Below are 18,857 nucleotides of genomic sequence, written 5' to 3'. Positions count from 1 at the left end.
GCGAGCCTGCTCGCGATTGAACGATAACGCGATTTTTCTGATGCACCGCAGCGCCTGAATCGCGAGCAGGCTCGCTCCTACAGGGTTCTCGGCAAGGTTCACAGACGTTGGTTAACAGGCGAGGACCGATGATAAAAGCAAAAGCAGGCAAGCCAGAAGGGTCGCGCAGCCGGTCACAGATCATCGCGCTGTTCATCGCGCTGATCGTCTTCATCATGCTGCTGTTCGCCAACTTCGCGTACCTCAACACCCAGGCCACGTACGACAAACAGTACATCGGCCACGCCGGTGAGCTGCGCGTGTTGTCCCAGCGCATTGCCAAGAACGCCACCGAAGCGGCGGCCGGCAAGGCGGCGGCGTTCAAGCTGCTGAGCGATGCGCGTAATGACTTTGCCCAACGCTGGGGCTATCTGAAGCAAGGCGACCCCGCCACCGGCCTGCCGCCGGCGCCGTCCGCCGTGCGCCCGGAAATGCGCGCCGTGCAACTGGACTGGGAACGCTTGCTGAAAAACACCGACGCGATCCTCTCCAGCGAACAGACCGTGCTGTCGCTGCATCAAGTCGCCGCGACCCTGGCCGAAACCGTGCCGCAGTTGCAGGTCGAGTACGAAAAAGTCGTCGAAACGCTCCTTCAGCGCGGTGCCCCGGCCGCGCAGGTGGCCATGGCCCAGCGCCAGTCGCTGTTGGCTGAGCGGATTCTCGGTGCCGTGAACACCGTGCTCTCCGGTGATGAAAATTCGCAGCAGGCCGCTGACGCCTTCGGTCGCGATGCAGCGCGATTCGGCCAGGTGCTCAACGGCATGCTCCAGGGCAATCCGTCGCTGAAAGTCAGCCAGGTCGAAGACCGCGATGCGCGGGCGCGGTTGATCGAGATTTCCGAGCTGTTCGAATTCGTCTCGGGTTCGGTGGATGAAATCCTCGAAACCTCGCCGGAGCTGTTCAAGGTCCGTGAATCGGCCACCAGTATCTTTACCCTGTCGCAGACCCTGCTCGAGGAAGCCTCGCACCTGGCCGGCGGTTTCGAAAACCTGGCCGGCGGGCGCAACACCGACACCATTGGCGGCTACGTGCTGGGCCTGTTGGCGCTGATGTCGATCATCCTCATTGGTCTGGTGATGGTCCGTGAAACCAACCGTCAGCTGCGCGAAACGGCCGAGAAGAACGAGCGTAACCAGAACGCGATCATGCGCCTGCTCGACGAGATCGAAGACCTGGCGGATGGCGACCTGACCGTGACCGCCTCGGTGACCGAAGACTTCACCGGGACCATCGCCGACTCGATCAACTACTCCGTGGACCAACTGCGCGATCTGGTGGCGACCATAAACCTCACCGCTGGCCAGGTCGCTGCCGCCGTGCAGGAAACCCAGGCCACCGCCATGCACCTGGCCCAGGCTTCGGAGCATCAGGCGCAGCAGATTGCCGAAGCGTCCACCGCGATCAATGACATGGCCCAGTCCATCGATCAGGTCTCGGCCAACGCCGCTGAGTCCTCGGCGGTGGCCGAGCGTTCGGTGGAAATCGCCAACAAGGGCAACGAGGTGGTGCACAACACCATCCACGGCATGGACAACATTCGCGAGCAGATTCAAGACACCGCCAAGCGGATCAAGCGGCTGGGCGAGTCTTCTCAGGAAATCGGCGATATTGTCAGCCTGATCGATGACATTGCTGACCAGACCAACATCCTTGCACTCAACGCGGCGATCCAGGCTTCGATGGCCGGTGATGCCGGGCGCGGTTTTGCGGTGGTCGCCGATGAAGTCCAGCGGCTGGCGGAGCGCTCTTCCGCCGCCACCCGGCAGATCGAAACGCTGGTGCGGGCGATCCAGACCGACACCAACGAAGCGGTGATTTCCATGGAACAGACCACCACCGAAGTGGTGCGTGGCGCGCGTCTGGCGCAGGATGCCGGGGTGGCCCTGGAAGAAATCGAAGGCGTGTCGAAGACCCTCGCCGCGTTGATCCAGAGTATTTCCAACGCCGCGCAGCAACAGACGTCCTCGGCCGGTCAGATTTCCCTGACGATGAACGTGATCCAGCAGATCACCACGCAGACCTCGTCCGGCTCCACCGCCACCGCCGAGAGCATTGGCAACCTGGCGAAAATGGCCAGCCAGCTGCGGCGTTCGGTGTCCGGTTTCACCTTGCCGGCCCCCAAGGCTGAGGTTGCGGATAAAGTGTGAAACGCCTGCGAGCGAATGCTTTTTTTGAGTAGAGCAGTGATTTGGAGTGGTTATGGGTGATCGGCACGACTATGTGGCCCTCGAGTGGGTCAAAGGCGAGATTGCCGAAACGCTGAAAGTGGCTCACCAGGCGATTGAAACGTTGCTTGATGACCCGCAGGCGACGCACGCCCTCAGCGAATGCCTGGCGTGCGTCCATCAGGTTCACGGCAGTTTGCAGATGGTCGAGTTCTACGGCGCGGCGCTGCTCGCCGAAGAGATGGAACATCTGGTCACCGCCTTGCAACAGAACCGCGTCAGTCATCGCGATGAGACGCTCCACCTGTTGCTGCAAGCCCTTGGGCAGCTGCCGATTTACCTCGATCGGGTGCAAGGTGCGCGCCGCGACCTGCCGCTGGTGGTGCTGCCACTGATCAACGATCTGCGCAGCGCCCGTGGCGAAAGCCTGTTGTCGGAAACCAGCCTGTTCAGCCCGCAATTGCCGGACCTGCCGCCCCTGGACGAAGCGTCGCTGGCGCTGCTGGAGCCGGCGGATTTACCCAATGTGCTGCGCAAGTTGCGGCAAATGTTGCAGATGGCCCTGGTCGGGTTATTGCGTGAGCAGGATGGCGAAACCAATCTCGGTTACCTGACCAAGGTTTTTGCGCGCCTCGAAGGGCTGTGCGGCAACGCGCCCTTGAGCCCGTTGTGGCAAGTCGCCTCGGCGCTGGTCGAAGGCATGCGCGACGGCTCGATTGCCAACAGCCCGGCGTTGCGCAGCCTGTTCAAGGAGGCCGACAAAGAACTCAAGCGCCTGCTCGAACAGGGCATGCCCGGCATCAATCAGCCGGCGCCGCTAGAGTTGCTCAAGAGTTTGCTGTTCTACATTGCCAAGGCCGAACATCCCACCGGGCAGATGCTGACCATGAAAGATCGCTACGGACTGGACGACGCGCTACCTGACAGCGCAATGGTCGACGAAGAACGCGTACGGCTGGCCGGTCCCGACCGCGATGCCATGCGCTCGGTGTTGGCCGCTTTGTGTGAAGAGCTGGTGCGGGTCAAGGAACGCCTTGATCTGTTTGTACGCAGCGACCGCCAACACACCTCGGACCTCGAAAGCCTGCTGGCGCCCCTGCGGCAAATCGCCGACACCCTGGCGGTGCTCGGTTTCGGCCAGCCACGCAAGGTCATCATCGATCAACTGGCGGTGGTGCTGAGCCTGGCCCAGGGCCAGCGTGAGCCCAACGACGCGATCCTGATGGACGTCGCCGGTGCCTTGCTCTACGTCGAAGCGACGCTGGCCGGCATGGTCGGCACCGTCGAGCCGGAAAGCCAGGAAGACAGCCGCCTGCCGACCACCGACCTGACCCAGATCCATCAGATCGTGATCAAGGAGGCGCGCATCTGCCTGCAACAGGCCAAGGACATGATCGTCGACTACATCGACGCCGACTGGGACCGCCAGCATTTGCAGCAACTGCCGGCCTTGCTGACCCAGGTGCGCGGTGCATTGGCGATGATTCCGTTGAGCCGTGCGGCGAGCCTGATCGAAACGTGCAACCACTTCATCCGCGAGCACCTGCTGCAGGATCCGGATCATCCCGGCTGGCAGGAACTGGACAGCCTGGCCGACGTCATCACCAGCATCGAGTACTACCTGGAGCGCCTCAGCGACGACCCCGAAGCGCCGGGTGAAAAGTTGCTCGACGTCGCGGAAAAGAGCCTGGCCGCACTCGGCTTTTTCCCCATCGAGCAACAGGTGCCGGTGCTTGAAGATGTGCTCAGCCCGAGTGAAGCGCAGGTCATGCAGGATCTGCAGGAACTGGACGACCCTGAGACCGTCAAGTCGCTGGCCGATGTATTGGCCAGCCCTGTGTCCTCCGTCAATCCGCCCGCCCTGACAACCCCGGGAAGCCTGTTGCCGCCGCCCACCGATGAAGAACCGGTGGACGATGAGCTGCGGGAAGTGTTCCTCGAAGAAACCGATGAAGTGCTGGAAATCCTCCGGGAGTACCTGCCGCGCTGGACGGCTAACCCCGACGATAAGCCTGCCCTGAGCGAACTGCGCCGGGCATTCCACACCTTGAAAGGCAGTGGCCGGATGGTCCGTGCGTTGGTGTTGGGTGAACTGGCCTGGGCGGTGGAAAACCTGCTCAACCGTGTGCTGGAACGTAGCGTTGCGCCGGGGCCGGCGGTGCAACAACTGCTGGGCGATGCGCTGAATCTGCTGCCAGAACTGGTGGCCGAGTTTGCCAGCCATGCCCAGCGCCAGCGCAACGACGTTGACCAATTGGCCGCACGCGCCCACGCCCTTGCCAAGGGCGATACGCCTGCCAGCGATGAAGATACCCAGGATGTGGCGGCCCTCGATCCGCTGTTGCTGGAGATCTTCCGCAAGGAAGCCGAGACCCATCTCGCCAGCCTCAACCGCTTCCTCGATAAAGCCGCGGAGCACGTACCGTTGCAGGCCAGCGACGAGTTGCAGCGGGCGCTGCACACGCTCAAGGGCAGCGCCTCCATGGCGGGCGTATTGCCAATCGCCGAGCTGGCGAAGCCGCTGGATCATCTGGCCCGGGAGTACAAGGCGCACCTGCTCGCCCTCGACCTGGACGAAGTCGAACTGCTGCTCGAAGCCGAAGGGCTGTTCCGTCTCGGCTTGCGACAGCTCAAAACCGACCCGCTGGCGGAGATTCCCGGCGCCCGCTCATTGATCGAGCGAACCCAGGCGTTGCTGGCCGAGCGACTGGAAATGCTCCTGAGTGCGCCCAATACCGGGCTGCGCATCAAGCGTGATCCGCAACTGATCAACAACTTCCTCGCCCAAGGCATGGACATCCTGCTGGACGCCGAAAGCCTGTTGCAGCGCTGGCAGCAACATCCCGGCGAGCGTCAGGAACTCAGCGCGTTGCTGGACGAATTGACCACCCTCGGCGAAGGCGCGCACCTGGCGGATCTGCATCCGGTGGATGAGCTCTGCGAAGCCTTGCTCGACCTCTACGGCGCGGTGGAAGAAAGCAGCCTGGCGGTCAGCGAGGCGTTTTTCCATGAAGCGCAAAGTGCCCATGAAGCTCTGATCAACATGCTCGACGAACTGGCTGCCGGCCAGGAAGTCAGCCCGCAACCGCAACGCATCCGGGCCTTGCGCGGCTTGCTCGATGAGAGCCTGGATCCGTCGGCGATGGGGCTGATTCGCAGCGATGGCAGCCGCACGCTGAGCATCCGGGAACTGGGTAGTGCCACGGCCGAACTGGAACAGACCGCGACCCAGGTCGAGCTGGACGACGAGATCGTTTCGATCTTCCTCGAAGAGGCGGTGGATATCCTCGAAAGCGCCGGTCAGGCGTTGCAGCGCTGGCTGGACGACCCGGACAACGCTGCGCCGCTGTTGTCGTTGCAGCGAGATTTGCACACCCTCAAGGGTGGTGCGCGGATGGCCGAGGTCGAGCCGGTCGGTGAGCTGGCCCATGAACTGGAAAGCCTTTACGAAGGCCTGGTGGATCGCCGCTACGCTTACAGCGAAGCCTTGGCGCACTTGCTGCAACACAGTCATGACCGGCTCGCGCAGCTGCTCGATCAGTTGCAGAACCAGCGGCCATTGGGCGATCCGGGTGAGGTGATCGAGGCCATTCGCGAGTTTCGCCAGGGCAACGCCAGCGCTGTTGAAGCGGTCGAACCGGCACGGGCCGAGGATTCACCGGGGCATGATCCAGAGCTGCTGGAGATCTTCCTTGAGGAAGGTTTCGACATCATCGAAAACTCCGGCGCGGCGTTGGTGCGCTGGCAGGCCGAGCCGTCGAATCGTCAGGAAGTGGAAACCCTGCTGCGTGATTTGCACACCCTCAAGGGTGGCGCGCGAATGGTGGAAATCGCCCCGATCGGCGACCTCGCCCATGAGCTGGAATTCCTCTACGAAGGCCTGTCCGCTGGCGTGTTGCAACCCACTGCCGCGTTGTTCGGCTTATTGCAAAGCAGCCACGACCGACTGGCGCAGATGCTCGACGCGACCCGCGCCGGTCAGCCTTTGCCGCCCGCCGATCAACTGATCGATGAGATCAGGAATTTCAGTCATCCGGCCGTGCCCGAAACACCGACGCCGGTCCAGGTGCCTGCAACGCCGAAAATCGAGACGCCGGCACAGCAACCGGATGCCGGCGCGGACATGGTCAAGGTCTCGGCAGAACTGCTCGACGATCTGGTCAACCTGGCCGGCGAAACCTCGATTTTCCGTGGCCGGATCGAACAACAGGTCAACGATGCGCGCGTGACCCTCAGCGAGATGGAAACCACCATCGAGCGCATGCGCGACCAATTGCGCCGGCTCGATACGGAGACTCAGGGGCGGATTCTCAGCCGTCAGCAAGTCGAAGCCGAACGCCTGGGCTACGAAGAATTCGATCCGCTGGAAATGGACCGCCACTCGCAGTTGCAACAACTGTCGCGCGCGCTGTTCGAATCCGCCTCCGACTTGCTCGACCTCAAGGAAACCCTCGACCGACGCAATCAGGACGCGGAAAACCTGCTGCAACAACAGGGCCGCATCAACACCGAATTGCAGGAAGGCCTGATGCGTACGCGCATGGTGCCGTTCGAGCGGATGCTGCCGCGCTTGAAGCGGATCGTCCGCCAAGTCTCCGGCGAATTGGGCAAGGACGTGGAATTCATTGTCGGCAATGCCGAAGGCGAGATGGACCGCAACGTCCTCGAACGCATGGCCGCGCCGCTGGAACACATGCTGCGCAACGCCGTGGATCATGGCCTGGAATCGGCCGAGGTGCGTGTCGCGGCAGGTAAACCGGCTCAGGGTCGTATCACCCTCGACCTGTCGCGAGAGGGCGGCGACATCATTTTCGACATCCGCGACGACGGTGCCGGCGTGCCGCTGGACGCGGTGCGGAGCAAGGCGATCAAACGCGGGTTGCTGGCCCCGGACAGCGACATCAGCGACCGCGATGTCCTGCAATTCATCCTGCAACCGGGGTTCTCCACCGCCGAGAAAATCACCCAGATTTCCGGGCGCGGCGTCGGCATGGACGTGGTGCATGAAGAGGTCCGGCAGCTCGGTGGCAGCATGAGCATCGACTCTGTGCCGGGGCAGGGCGTGCACTTCCGCATTCGCCTGCCGTTCACCGTGTCGGTCAACCGGGCCTTGATGGTGCAATGCGGGGAGGATCAGTACGCGATCCCGCTGAACACCATCGACGGCATCGTTCGCGTGCTGCCCAACGAACTTGAAGGGCACTACCGGCTCGATCCGCCGACCTACCAATACGCCGGGCAACACTATGAACTGTGCTACCTCGGCGAACTGCTGAAAACCAGCCATCGCCCGAAACTGCTGGGCCAGAGCCTGCCGTTGCCGGTGTTGCTGGTGCAGTGCAACGAGCGGCACATCGCGGTGCAAGTCGACGCCATGGCCGGCACTCGCGAGATCGTGGTCAAAAGCCTCGGCCCGCAATTTGCGGCGGTGCAGGGTTTGTCCGGGGCGACGATTCTCGGCGATGGGCGGGTGGTGCTGATTCTCGATTTGCTGGCGCCGATCCGCGCGATGCAGGCCCGCTTGCCGCAACAGCCAGTGACTCAGGACGCGGAGGCCGAACCCCATAAACCGCTGTTGGTGCTGGTGGTCGATGACTCGGTCACCGTGCGCAAGGTCACCAGCCGTCTGCTGGAACGCCACGGCATGAACGTGCTGACCGCCAAGGACGGGGTCGACGCCATGCTGCTGCTTGAAGACCACATGCCTGACCTGATGCTGCTGGACATCGAAATGCCGCGCATGGACGGTTTTGAAGTCGCGACCCAGGTCCGCGCCGACGAACGTCTGCAGCACCTGCCGATCATCATGATCACCTCCCGCACCGGGCAGAAACACCGCGACCGCGCCATGGCCATCGGCGTCAACGACTACCTCGGCAAGCCATACCAGGAATCGGTGCTGCTCGACAGCATCCACCTGTGGAGCAAAACCCATGCTTGAACACCGCACCAGCAACCTCACCGGCCTGCTGCTGCCCTTGGCTGACCGCAACCTGATCTTGCCCAACGTCGCAGTGGCGGAGCTTATCGATTACCAACCCAGCGCCTTCGACCTCGACACACCGCCGTGGTACCTGGGGTTGGTGAAGTGGCGGGATCGACAGATTCCGTTGATCAGTTTCGAGTCGGCATGTGGGCAGAAAATCGTCATCGGCGAGCGGGCGCGGATCGTCATCCTCAATGCGCTCGGCGGGCGGCCCGATTTGAAATTCATTGCCTTGCTGGTGCAGGGGATTCCGCGGTCTTACAAGCTTGATAGTCAGTTGAGCTATGTGGATGTGCCGTTGTGCTCGCTGGAACAGGCGGCGGTGCAGGTGGGGGAGCAAGTGGCGAAGGTGCCGAATTTGTTGGCGTTGGAGGAGTTGCTCGTAAAGGCCGGTTTGGCCAGCTGATCGTTGACTGGCCCCCAACTGATCGTTCCCACGCAGAGCGTGGGAACGATCATGGCATCGGTTTCTGCGTTAAACCCGGCGTGAGCCGTCCACATCGTCCGCCCCGGAAGTCGCGTTAATCTCAAAAAAGTGTGGAGCTTGATCTGGCCTCATCGCGAGCAGGCTCACTCCCACATTGGGTCGGCGTCGTCTACAAAACCCCTGTGGGAGCGAGCCTGCTCGCGATGGCGTCGGCATGGTCAACCATTAACCTGACCCTAACGATCCGTCTCCACCCAACACCCTGAGGTGATTGCCGGACAGCGCTCACAAGGTGGCATTGTGTTCTGAAACATTGCGCTTTTAGTCTCAAGGCCTGAGCCTTGCGCGATGCGGTAATGAATCTTGAGGTGAGCAACGCATGTATCACGGGGAAAGATTGAACGCCTGGACGCATCTGGTCGGGGCGGTGGCAGCGTTTGTCGGGGTGGTGTGGATGCTGGTGATTGCCAGCATGGACGGTAGCCCGTGGAAGATTGTCAGCGTGGCGATCTACGGGTTCACCTTGTTGGTGCTTTACAGCGCGTCGACCGTTTACCACAGCGTGCGTGGACGCAAGAAAGCGATCATGCAGAAGGTCGATCACTTCTCGATCTACCTGTTGATTGCCGGCAGCTACACGCCTTTTTGTCTGGTGACATTGCGCGGTCCGTGGGGCTGGACTCTATTCGGGATTGTCTGGGGGTTGGCGCTGATCGGCATCCTGCAAGAAATCAAACCGCGCTCGGAAGCGCGGATTCTGTCGATCGTGATCTATGCGGTGATGGGCTGGATCGTGCTGGTGGCGGTCAAGCCGTTACTGGCGGCGTTGGGCAGTACAGGTTTCGCCTGGCTGGCGTCGGGCGGCGTGCTGTACACCGTGGGCATTGTCTTTTTTGCGCTGGACAGTCGTTTGCGCCATGCCCACGGGATCTGGCATTTGTTCGTGATCGCCGGGAGTTTGCTGCACTTTGTGGCGATTATGTTTTATGTCCTTTGAGACCTCTACGGGATCAAACGATCCAGCTGCGCCTGCGCCCTTCGGCTGAACACCTGCAACAAATCGCTCAGTGTGTGGGGCGGCGGTTCGTCGGCGCGGGTCACCGCGTATAGGGTGATCGGTAATGCTGGCGCCAGAGGTCGAATCGCCGTGGCGGCGGGGGAGGCGCCGAGCGCGGTAAACGGGTCGATCACTGCCAGCCCGGCGCCGGATTCAACCATCGCCCGCGCCAGCGAATAGGTCTGCACGGCGATGCGAACCCGTGGTGGCGGCTCGACCGCCTCAAGGTAGCTGTCGAGCCTGGCTGCCAGCGGATCGGCGCTGGACAGGCCGATCAGCGGCGCGCCGGCCAGTTCGCTCAATGGCAACGGTTGGCCCAAGGCGTCGTCGGCCCAATAACCCAACGGCGCCAGCGCCACCAACACCCCGCAAGCCAACACCTGCGCCTTCAGGCCCGGGTGATCCGGCGGTTGCAAGGTCAGTGCGACATCCACTTCGCGCATCAACAAATTCTGCATCAGCTCACGGCTGTGGGCGCTGGACAGCTCGCAGACGATGTCCGGGTAGCGTTGCGTCCACTCGTTGATGGCCGGCGGCAGCAGCGACAAGGCCAGCGCCGGAATCGCGCCAATCCGTACGCTGTGACCCGGCTCGCGTCGCAGGCTCTGGGCCAGACGTCGCACGCCTTGCAGGCTTTCGGTGACCTTGTCGACTTCGCGCTCAAGCTCCAGCGCTTCGGGCGTGGCCTGCAATTTACCGCGCACCCGCAGGAACAGCGGGAAGCCCAGTTGCTGCTCGGCGTGTTGCAGCACTTTGCTCACCGCCGGCTGCGACACGTGCAGCAACTGCGCGGCGCCACTGACCGAACCGGTCTGGCGAATGGCCTGGAAAATCTCGATGTGTCGCAGTCGCATGGCAAGTCCATAACCTTTGTTTATGGGTCAAGCATCTTTATGCATTGTTCAACGCCTGTCACCTGGTCCTAATCTGAGGCCTGTTTCAACAACGGTTAAGGACAGACATGGCTCAGCGGGTTTGCATCATCGGTGGCGGCGTCATCGGGCTGACGACGGCTTACGCACTGGTGCGCGACGGCATCGACGTGACGCTGATCGAGGCCCGGGATTCGTTGGGCAGCGAGACCAGTTTCGCTAACGGCGGCCAGTTGTCCTACCGTTACGTCGCGCCGCTGGCCGATGCCGGCGTACCGCTTCAGGCGCTTGGCTGGATGCTGCGCGGTGACTCGCCGTTGAAGCTGCGCCCGCGCCTGGACCCGGCGCAATGGCGCTGGATGGCGTCCTTCCTGGCGGCTTGCCGTCGTTCGGTGAATCAGCGCAACGGCGCGCACCTGCTGCGTCTGGCGCTGCTGAGCCAGTCCACACTGCAAGGCTGGCGCGAAGAAGACCGCCTCGACGGTTTCGACTGGCGGCGCAACGGCAAACTGGTGACGTTTCGTGAAGCCGCGAGTTTCGAGCATGCGCGCCATGGCCTGGCCGATCCGCAACAGCAACACGTGCTGTCGCAGGCCGAATGCGCACAACTGGAGCCCGCACTCGCTGAGGCGCCGTTTGTGGGCGCGATTTATACCCCCGACGAAGAGGTCGCCGATTGCCATGCTTTCTGCCAGCAACTGCTGGCTCGGCTCCAGGCCTCGGGGCGGTGCGAGTTTTTGCTCGGCCGCAAGGTCACCGGCATTCGCCACGTGGACGGCGCGGTGCAGGCCGTCGAAATGGGTTCGCAAGTGCTGCCGGTCGAGCAACTGGTGATTGCCGCCGGCCATCGCAGCCCGGCGCTGGCATTGCCGGGCATGAACCTGCCGCTGTATCCGCTCAAGGGCTACAGCCTGACTTTGCCCATCCGCGCCGAACATCGTGCGCCGGAGCTGAGCATCACCGATTACAACCGCAAGATCGTTTACGCCCGCCTCGGTGACCAATTGCGCGTGGCGGCGATGGTCGACATTGTCGGCTTCGACCCGGCGCTCGACCCCAAACGCCTGGCGCTGATCAAGCGCCAGGCGCAGGAAACCTTGCCCAATGCCGGCGATTACGACGCCGCCATCGAATGGGCCGGCATGCGCCCGGCCACCCCCAGCGGCGTGCCGTTGATCGGGGCCACGGCGTACCGCAACCTGTGGCTCAACCTCGGCCATGGCGCCCTGGGTTTTACCCTGGCCTGTGGCAGCGCCCGGTTGCTCAGCGAGTTGATCGCCCGGCGCACACCGTCGATTGAAATGCAGGGCCTCGCCCCCCGCGTCGCCTGACTTGAAAAGGAAAAACCGATGAGCATCAACCGTATCAACAGCAACAGCCGCCTCTCTGGCGCGGTGACCTTTGGCGATCTGGTGTTTCTCTCGGGGCAGGTGCCGGGTGACAGCACTGACGTTACCGGCCAAACCGCCGAGGTGCTGGCGAAGATCGACGCGTTACTGGCCGAGGCTGGCAGCGACAAGGATCATCTGCTCAACGCGACCATTTACCTGAACGACATCGGCCGCGATTTCGCCGCCATGAACGAGGTCTGGTCGCAGTGGCTGTCACCGGGCAAAGCGCCGACCCGGACTACTTTGCAGGCGCAACTGGCCCGCCCAGAGGTGCTGGTGGAAATCACCGTGATCGCCGCCCGCCGCTAATCGTTCAAACCCACAACGGAGAATAACAATGCAAAAAATCACGTTGATCGGCTGCACCCTCGGCCTGCTGCTCGCCAGTCAGGTCCAGGCCAACGAAGCGCCGCTGACCGGCACGCTGAACAAGGTCGCCAATGCCAAGAGCATCACCCTGGGCTATCGCGACGCGTCGGTGCCGTTCTCCTACGTGGGTGATCACACGGGGCAGCCGATGGGCTATTCGGTGGACCTGGCGAGCAAGATTGTCGAGCGCATCAAGCAAAAACTCGAGCTGCCGGATCTGCAGGTGAAGTACAACCTGGTGACCTCGCAAACGCGCATTCCACTGGTGCAGAACGGCACGGTCGACCTTGAATGCGGCTCCACCGGCGTGACCGCTGAGCGCATGCAGCAAGTGGCGTTTTCCTACGGGTTTATCTACGTGAAGGGGCAGTTGCTCACGGCGAAGGACAGCGGCATCAAGAGCTTCGCCGACCTGCGCGGCAAGAACGTCGTGACCACCGCCGGCACCACCAACGAACGGTTTCTGAAGAGCTACAACGTCGATCACAAGATCGATATGTTCGTGATCAGCGCCAAGGACCACGGCGAAGCGTTCCAGATGCTGCAGTCGGGTCGGGCGGCGGCGTTCTATATGGATGACGCGCTGCTCTACGGCGAACGCGCCAAGGCCCGCGATCCGCATAACTGGGTGGTGGTGGGCGAGGAGCAGTCGCGGGAAATCTACAGCTGCATGGTGCGCAAAGGTGACCCGCAGTTTCTCGAATTGGTGAACTCGACACTTGCCGATCTGTACAGCTCAGGGGAAATCAACGGCATCTACAACCGCTGGTTCCAACAGCCGATTCCGCCCAAAGGCCTGAACCTGGAATTCCCGATGACCAGCGAACTGAAAGCAATCATCGCCAAACCGGTGAGTGATCCGGTGCAATAAGATCGTTCCCACGCTCTGCGTGGGAATGCCTCAAGGGACGCTCCGCGTCCAGTGACGCGGAGCGTCACGGGCTGCATTCCCACGCAGAGCGTGGGAACGATCAGTACGCGGTCTCCTGTGGGAGCGGCGGTGCGACGATTCGACTTGCTCGCGAAGAGGCCCTAAAAGTCACCCCAAAGTTGTTGGGCAACCGCCAATGCCACCACCGGTGCGGTTTCGGTGCGCAACACACGAGGGCCGAGGCGGGCGGCGTGAAAACCGCCAGCCTTGGCCTGCTCGACTTCCGCATCGGACAACCCGCCTTCCGGGCCGATCAAAAACGCCAGCGTCGCAGGCTTCGCATGACTCACCAATGGTTCGGCCACCGGATGCAGCACCAACTTCAATTCTGCTTGAGTCTGCTTCAACCAATCCGCCAGTAGCAGCGGCGGATGAATCACTGGCACCCGTGAACGCCCGCACTGCTCGCAAGCGCTGATCGCAACCTGGCGCCAGTGCATCAGGCGCTTGTCGGCGCGCTCATCCTTCAGCCGGACTTCACAGCGGTCGCTAAAAATCGGGGTGATTTCCGTGACGCCCAACTCGGTGGCTTTCTGAATCGCCCAATCCATCCGCTCGCCACGGGACAAGCCCTGGCCGAGATGGATCTGCAAAGGCGACTCGACCTGCCCGGTGAAGCTTTCATCGATCTGCACGACGACGCGCTTTTTGCCGACCTCCACCAGCGTGGCGCGGAACTCATGGCCCGAACCGTCGAACAGTTGCAGCGCATCACCCTCGGCCATGCGCAACACGCGGCTGATGTAATGGGCCTGGGCCTCGGGCAACTCGTGTTCGCCAGTGCTCAAGGGGGCGTCGATAAAGAAGCGGGACAGTCTCATGCGGATTCTCTTTAATTTGATCGTTCCCACGCTCTGCGTGGGAATGCCTCACCGGACGCTCTGCGTCCGCTTTTGGGACGCGGAGCGTCCCGGGCTGCATTCCCACGCAGAGCGTGGGAACGAGCGTTGCCAATCAGCCCGGATCGCGGAAGCCCGGGTGAAAGTCCTTCGGCACCGAAACACTGACGCTGTCACGAGTCGCGATGTCGATGCCTTCACTCGCCACTTCGGCCAGAAAGTCGATTTGTTCAGGCGTGATCACGTACGGCGGCAGGAAGTACACCACGCTGCCCAACGGTCGAAGTAAAGCACCACGCTCCAGCGCATGCTGGAACACTTTCAAGCCGCGACGTTCCTGCCACGGATAAGCTTCCTTGGTGGCCTTGTCCTTGACCATCTCGATGGCCAGCACCATGCCCGTCTGGCGCACTTCCGAAACGTTCGGGTGCTCGGCCAAGTGCGCGGTGGCGGTGGCCATGCGCTGGGCCAGTGCCTTGTTGTTCTCGATGACGTTGTCTTCTTCGAAGATATCCAACGTCGCCAATGCCGCCGCGCACGCCAGCGGATTGCCGGTGTAGCTGTGGGAATGCAGGAAGGCGCGCAGGGTCGGGTAGTCGTCGTAGAAAGCGCTGTAGACATCTTCGGTGGTCACGCAGGCCGCCAACGGCAGGTAGCCGCCGGTCAGGGCCTTGGACAGGCAGAGGAAGTCCGGGCGGATGCCGGCCTGTTCACAGGCGAACATCGTGCCGGTGCGGCCGAAGCCGACGGCGATTTCGTCGTGGATCAGGTGTACGCCATAGCGGTCGCAGGCTTCGCGCAGCAGTTTCAGATAAACCGGGTGGTACATGCGCATGCCGCCGGCACCCTGGATCAGCGGCTCGACGATGACGGCCGCGACGCTGTCGTGGTTCTCGGCCAGGGTCTGTTCCATGGCGGCGAACATGTTGCGCGAATGTTCTTCCCCGCTCATGCCTTGCGGGCGCAGGTAGCAATCGGGGCTCGGCACCTTGATGGTGTCCAGCAGCAGCGCCTTGTAGGTTTCGGTGAACAGTGGCACGTCGCCCACCGACATCGCCGCCATGGTCTCGCCGTGGTAGCTGTTGGTCAGGGTGACGAAGCGCTTCTTGTTCGGCTGGCCGCGGTTGAGCCAATAGTGAAAGCTCATTTTCAGCGCGACTTCGATGCAGGACGAACCGTTATCGGCGTAGAAACACCGGGTCAGGCCTTCCGGCGTCATCTTCACCAGACGCTCGGACAACTCGATCACTGGCTGATGACTGAAACCGGCAAGGATCACGTGCTCCAGCTGATCGACCTGATCCTTGATGCGCTGGTTGATCCGCGGGTTGGCATGGCCAAACACGTTGACCCACCAGGAGCTGACGGCATCGAGGTAGCGTTTGCCTTCGAAGTCTTCCAGCCAGACGCCTTCACCGCGCTTGATCGGGATCAGCGGCAGCTGTTCGTGGTCTTTCATCTGGGTGCAGGGATGCCACAACACCGCGAGGTCGCGTTGCATCCACTGATCATTCAGGCCCATTTTCAGTCTCCTCGAGGCGGCTCGCTGGGTGCGCGGGCAAACAATCGCGCAAGCCTATGCAATGCGTGACGTGGGGACAACCCATTGTGTCGATTGAGCTACTTTGTATAGGTGGATAGACGTCGCTGGCGGCCTTTTGATGGCTGACGTATTCTTCGCGGTTCTTTGAGCTGTCTGGCTCGCAAAACCGCTATTTCCTCGTGTATTTCCGGAGTTCGCTGAATGTCTGCTGGTTGGCTGCGCGCCTGTGCGCTGGTGATGTTGGGGCTGTTCAGCGTGTCTGCGCTGGCCAAGGATAAAACCGCGATCGTGATCGGCGGAGGGCTCTCTGGCCTCACGGCGGCTTACGAACTGCAAAACAAGGGCTGGCAGGTCACCCTGCTGGAAGCCAAACCGAGCCTGGGCGGTCGCTCGGGCATGGCCACCAGTGAGTGGATCGGCAACGACAAGACCCAACCGGTTCTGAACAAGTACGTATCGACCTTCAAGCTGAGCACCACGCCAGCCCCAGAGTTCGTGCGGACCCCGGGCTACCTGATTGACGGTGAGTATTACACCGCCGCCGATCTGGCCACCAAGCAGCCGGCCACCAGCGACGCGCTCAAGCGCTACGAAAAGACCCTGGACGATCTGGCACGCTCGATCGAAGACCCGCAGACCCCGGCGGCCAACAGCACACTGTTCGCTTTGGACCAGATCAGCGTGTCCAACTGGCTCGACCGTCTGAATCTGCCGGCCACGGCACGTCAGTTGGTGAATCAGCAGATTCGTACCCGTTATGACGAACCGTCGCGCCTGTCGCTGCTGTACTTCGCACAGCAAAGCCGCGTTTACCGTGGCGTTGCCGACCGTGACCTGCGCGCTTCACGCCTGCCCGGCGGTAGCCCGGTGCTGGCACAGGCTTTCGTCAAGCAACTGAAAACCATCAAGACCAGCTCCCCGGTCTCGGCGATCAGCCAGGACAAGGACGGCGTGACCGTCAAAGTCGGCAGCGTTGGTTATCAAGCTGATTACGTCGTCGTGGCCGTGCCACTGCGCGCACTGAACAAGATCCAGATGACTCCGTCGCTGGATGCCCAGCACATGGGCGCGATCAAAGGCACCAACTACGGCTGGCGCGACCAGATCATGCTGAAGTTCAAGACGCCAGTGTGGGAAAGCAAGGCGCGGATGACCGGCGAGATCTACAGCAACACCGGCCTGGGCATGTTGTGGGTTGAACCGGCGATGAAGGGCGGCGCCAATGTGGTGATCAACCTGTCCGGCGACAACGCGCGCGTGATGCAAGCCTTCGGCGACAAGCAGATCGCCGATCAGGTGCTGATCCGTCTGCACGCCTTTTATCCACAGGCACGCGGTGCGTTCACCGGTTATGAGATCCGCCGTTACAGCAACGACCCATCGATGGGCGGCGCCTACCTGGCCTTCGGTCCTGGCCAGATCAGCAAGTACTGGCGCCTGTGGGAGCGTCCGATTCAGCGTGTAGTCTTTGCCGGCGAACACACCGACACCTTGTACCCAGGCACCCTGGAAGGCGCATTGCGCACCGGTCAGCGGGCGGCCAGTCAGGTAGAAGACCTTATGGCCGGCAAGTCGTTTGAACCGGCAAAAGTTGTTCCGGCGGCGACCGCTGTTGCGGCCGGTGCGGTAGCGGCGAAGAAAGGTAACTTCTTCACCAACCTGTTCGGTGGTTCTGACGACAAAACGGCACCGGTCAAGGCGCCAGAGCCAGTGGCTCCGGTTGCTCCGGCTCCAACGCCAGCACCGGCAGCAGCACCTGCTCCGGTTGAGGCGCCGAAACCAGTGGCACCGGTGAAAGCCGAGCCTGCGAAGAAGGCTCCGGCTAAAACTCCAGCCAAACCGGTAACCAAGACCGAAGCGAAAAAAGCTCCGGCCAAGACTCCAGCAAAGAAAGCTGAGCTGGCGAAGAAGCCAGCGAGCAAACCGGCTGCGACTACTGAGACCAAGGCTCAGTAACGTTCAGGCGTAAAAAAAAGCGCGGCCCGAGGGTCGCGCTTTTTTTTTGCTCATCCGATTGCCGTCCTACAGGATTTAGCGGTGGGTCAGATATTTCTCACAAGATAATCAGAAGCAAATGATTGATCGTGCGTGAACTACAAACCTATGCTCTTCAAGAAATATGGAGGACATATGAAGGCGCTAGTAGCATTAATAGTAGTAATCGTACTTTCTGGCTGTGCGAGTGGTGAGTTCTTTCCTAAAGGCTATGGTCATCGACTGGCATATAAATGTCAGATTGATCCGTACTATTATGAGTGCTTGAATCCACCTCCAGCCTTCAAAAATTAATAAGTCGCTAAGTTGCCAGGAACTATTAGAGAGGGCCTAGTGAGAACTTCCATGTCTTAATCTCCGTTCCATCTTCTAGCACTCTGGTGAACCTTTCCTTTGCCTTTGGGATACGACCAGGGACGAATCCAGAGCGAGCCCAGCACAGATTTCCCGTACGCTGATCGTAAATGACCAGATTGCCGTCATCTTGAATAACCATACTTGTGTTGTACCACAGCGATTTGTCAGTGCTGTGAGTGCTCTCGGCAATCCATAAACGTCTCCGGGATGGATCATAAAGAAAGCCGTTATTACTGATCACAAACATCAGAGGCTCACGCATTTTTTTTGGATGCAAGGTCCTGCTATAAGTCTGACTTCCATCTGCGATCCAGACTACTGCACCATTATCCGTAATGATTAAGTTGCCATCTGCCTGCAATAGCAATCGGAAACGACCATTCAGGGATATAAGATACTGTCCTGGTGACATCATTTGATTGGGCGGCAGCACCGGCGAGCCACTTGCTTGAAAGGGCGTGTATGTAATAGCCATATTTTTTCCTTCCTAAATGAGTGTTGAATCCTCATTGAATCAAATTGAAATAAGGAAATGGCGATACATATGTATTGCATGGCTTAAAAAGATCAGGCGAAAAAACGAACCAGTTGATAATCCAGCGACACGCTGGCGACTAATGTTGAGACCGGGGTTAGTGACGTTCAGGCGTAAAAAACAGCGCGGCTCAAAGACCGTGCTTTTTTGCCTGGAAAAAATCGCAGGTAGGCATCAAATACACCTTTTGATGCAGGTGTTCTCTGGTGTGTATTCATTTTTCCTCACAATTTTCGACGTTAATCTTTCCTTAACCCGCCTGTTTCAGGCTCTTGATCGTATTTCTCGATATTTCAAAGCGAAATTTTCCGCTTTATCTCGATAGATAACTCGATAGTCTTGGTCGCAGTT

General features: G+C 60.8%; 12 protein-coding genes. 8 read left to right on the top strand and 4 right to left on the bottom strand.

The features are described from left to right. The first annotated feature begins 128 nt into the window (after positions 1-128). The 4 genes from ACQ4OB_RS23815 to trhA all read left to right on the top strand — a co-directional run bounded on the left by ACQ4OB_RS23815 (position 129) and on the right by trhA (position 9,614). Positions 129-2,186: a methyl-accepting chemotaxis protein gene (locus ACQ4OB_RS23815; RefSeq protein ID WP_430956567.1), complete on the top strand. Its 2,058-nt coding sequence runs from the start codon at positions 129-131 to the stop codon at positions 2,184-2,186. Positions 2,187-2,238: 52 nt separating this feature from the next. Then, positions 2,239-8,145, top strand: a complete 5,907-nt coding sequence (locus tag ACQ4OB_RS23810) for an Hpt domain-containing protein (RefSeq protein WP_430956566.1) — start codon at positions 2,239-2,241, stop codon at positions 8,143-8,145. After that, on the top strand, positions 8,138-8,596 hold the full coding sequence (locus ACQ4OB_RS23805; protein ID WP_074871622.1) for a chemotaxis protein CheW: 459 nt from the start codon (positions 8,138-8,140) through the stop codon (positions 8,594-8,596). Before ACQ4OB_RS23810 ends, ACQ4OB_RS23805 begins: the two co-directional genes overlap by 8 nt. Before the next feature lie 400 nt (positions 8,597-8,996). Beyond that, the gene (trhA, locus tag ACQ4OB_RS23800; RefSeq protein WP_074871618.1) at positions 8,997-9,614 is read left to right on the top strand and encodes a PAQR family membrane homeostasis protein TrhA; all 618 of its coding nucleotides are present in this window, start codon (positions 8,997-8,999) and stop codon (positions 9,612-9,614) included. Positions 9,615-9,619: 5 nt separating this feature from the next. Here trhA and ACQ4OB_RS23795 read toward each other — a convergent pair whose 3' ends face one another. Beyond that, the gene (locus ACQ4OB_RS23795; RefSeq protein ID WP_430956565.1) at positions 9,620-10,528 is read right to left on the bottom strand and encodes a LysR family transcriptional regulator; all 909 of its coding nucleotides are present in this window, start codon (positions 10,526-10,528) and stop codon (positions 9,620-9,622) included. A 107-nt stretch (positions 10,529-10,635) separates the two neighbouring features. On the opposite strand from ACQ4OB_RS23795, the gene ACQ4OB_RS23790 reads away from it, so the two are divergent. The 3 genes from ACQ4OB_RS23790 to ACQ4OB_RS23780 are packed head-to-tail and all read left to right on the top strand — an operon-like array spanning position 10,636 to position 13,177. After that, positions 10,636-11,877 (top strand): D-amino acid dehydrogenase, encoded by a 1,242-nt coding sequence (locus ACQ4OB_RS23790; RefSeq protein WP_102616666.1) that lies wholly within the window; start codon positions 10,636-10,638, stop codon positions 11,875-11,877. A gap of 18 nt (positions 11,878-11,895) precedes the next feature. Continuing rightward, positions 11,896-12,246: a RidA family protein gene (locus tag ACQ4OB_RS23785; protein ID WP_074871612.1), complete on the top strand. Its 351-nt coding sequence runs from the start codon at positions 11,896-11,898 to the stop codon at positions 12,244-12,246. Positions 12,247-12,274: 28 nt separating this feature from the next. Continuing rightward, positions 12,275-13,177, top strand: a complete 903-nt coding sequence (locus tag ACQ4OB_RS23780; protein ID WP_430956564.1) for a transporter substrate-binding domain-containing protein — start codon at positions 12,275-12,277, stop codon at positions 13,175-13,177. A 161-nt stretch (positions 13,178-13,338) separates the two neighbouring features. Here ACQ4OB_RS23780 and ACQ4OB_RS23775 read toward each other — a convergent pair whose 3' ends face one another. Next, positions 13,339-14,058, bottom strand: coding sequence for a 16S rRNA (uracil(1498)-N(3))-methyltransferase (locus ACQ4OB_RS23775; RefSeq protein ID WP_074871609.1), 720 nt, complete (start codon positions 14,056-14,058; stop codon positions 13,339-13,341). Between the two features lie 133 nt (positions 14,059-14,191). After that, positions 14,192-15,598, bottom strand: coding sequence for an adenosylmethionine--8-amino-7-oxononanoate transaminase (locus ACQ4OB_RS23770; protein WP_430956563.1), 1,407 nt, complete (start codon positions 15,596-15,598; stop codon positions 14,192-14,194). Positions 15,599-15,820: 222 nt separating this feature from the next. On the opposite strand from ACQ4OB_RS23770, the gene ACQ4OB_RS23765 reads away from it, so the two are divergent. Continuing rightward, the gene (locus tag ACQ4OB_RS23765) at positions 15,821-17,575 is read left to right on the top strand and encodes an FAD-dependent oxidoreductase (protein WP_430956562.1); all 1,755 of its coding nucleotides are present in this window, start codon (positions 15,821-15,823) and stop codon (positions 17,573-17,575) included. 358 nt (positions 17,576-17,933) lie between these two features. Here the strand turns inward: ACQ4OB_RS23765 and ACQ4OB_RS23760 are convergent, their stop codons facing one another. Then, positions 17,934-18,446 (bottom strand): hypothetical protein, encoded by a 513-nt coding sequence (locus ACQ4OB_RS23760; RefSeq protein ID WP_430956561.1) that lies wholly within the window; start codon positions 18,444-18,446, stop codon positions 17,934-17,936. Between the last annotated feature and the right edge of the window lie 411 nt (positions 18,447-18,857).

The organism is Pseudomonas sp. ES4, assembly GCF_050586665.1.
GTDB classification, from domain to species: Bacteria; Pseudomonadota; Gammaproteobacteria; order Pseudomonadales; family Pseudomonadaceae; genus Aquipseudomonas; species Aquipseudomonas frederiksbergensis.
Note: the sequence above shows the minus strand (reverse complement) of the source record. Positions and strands in the feature narration are given on the sequence as shown.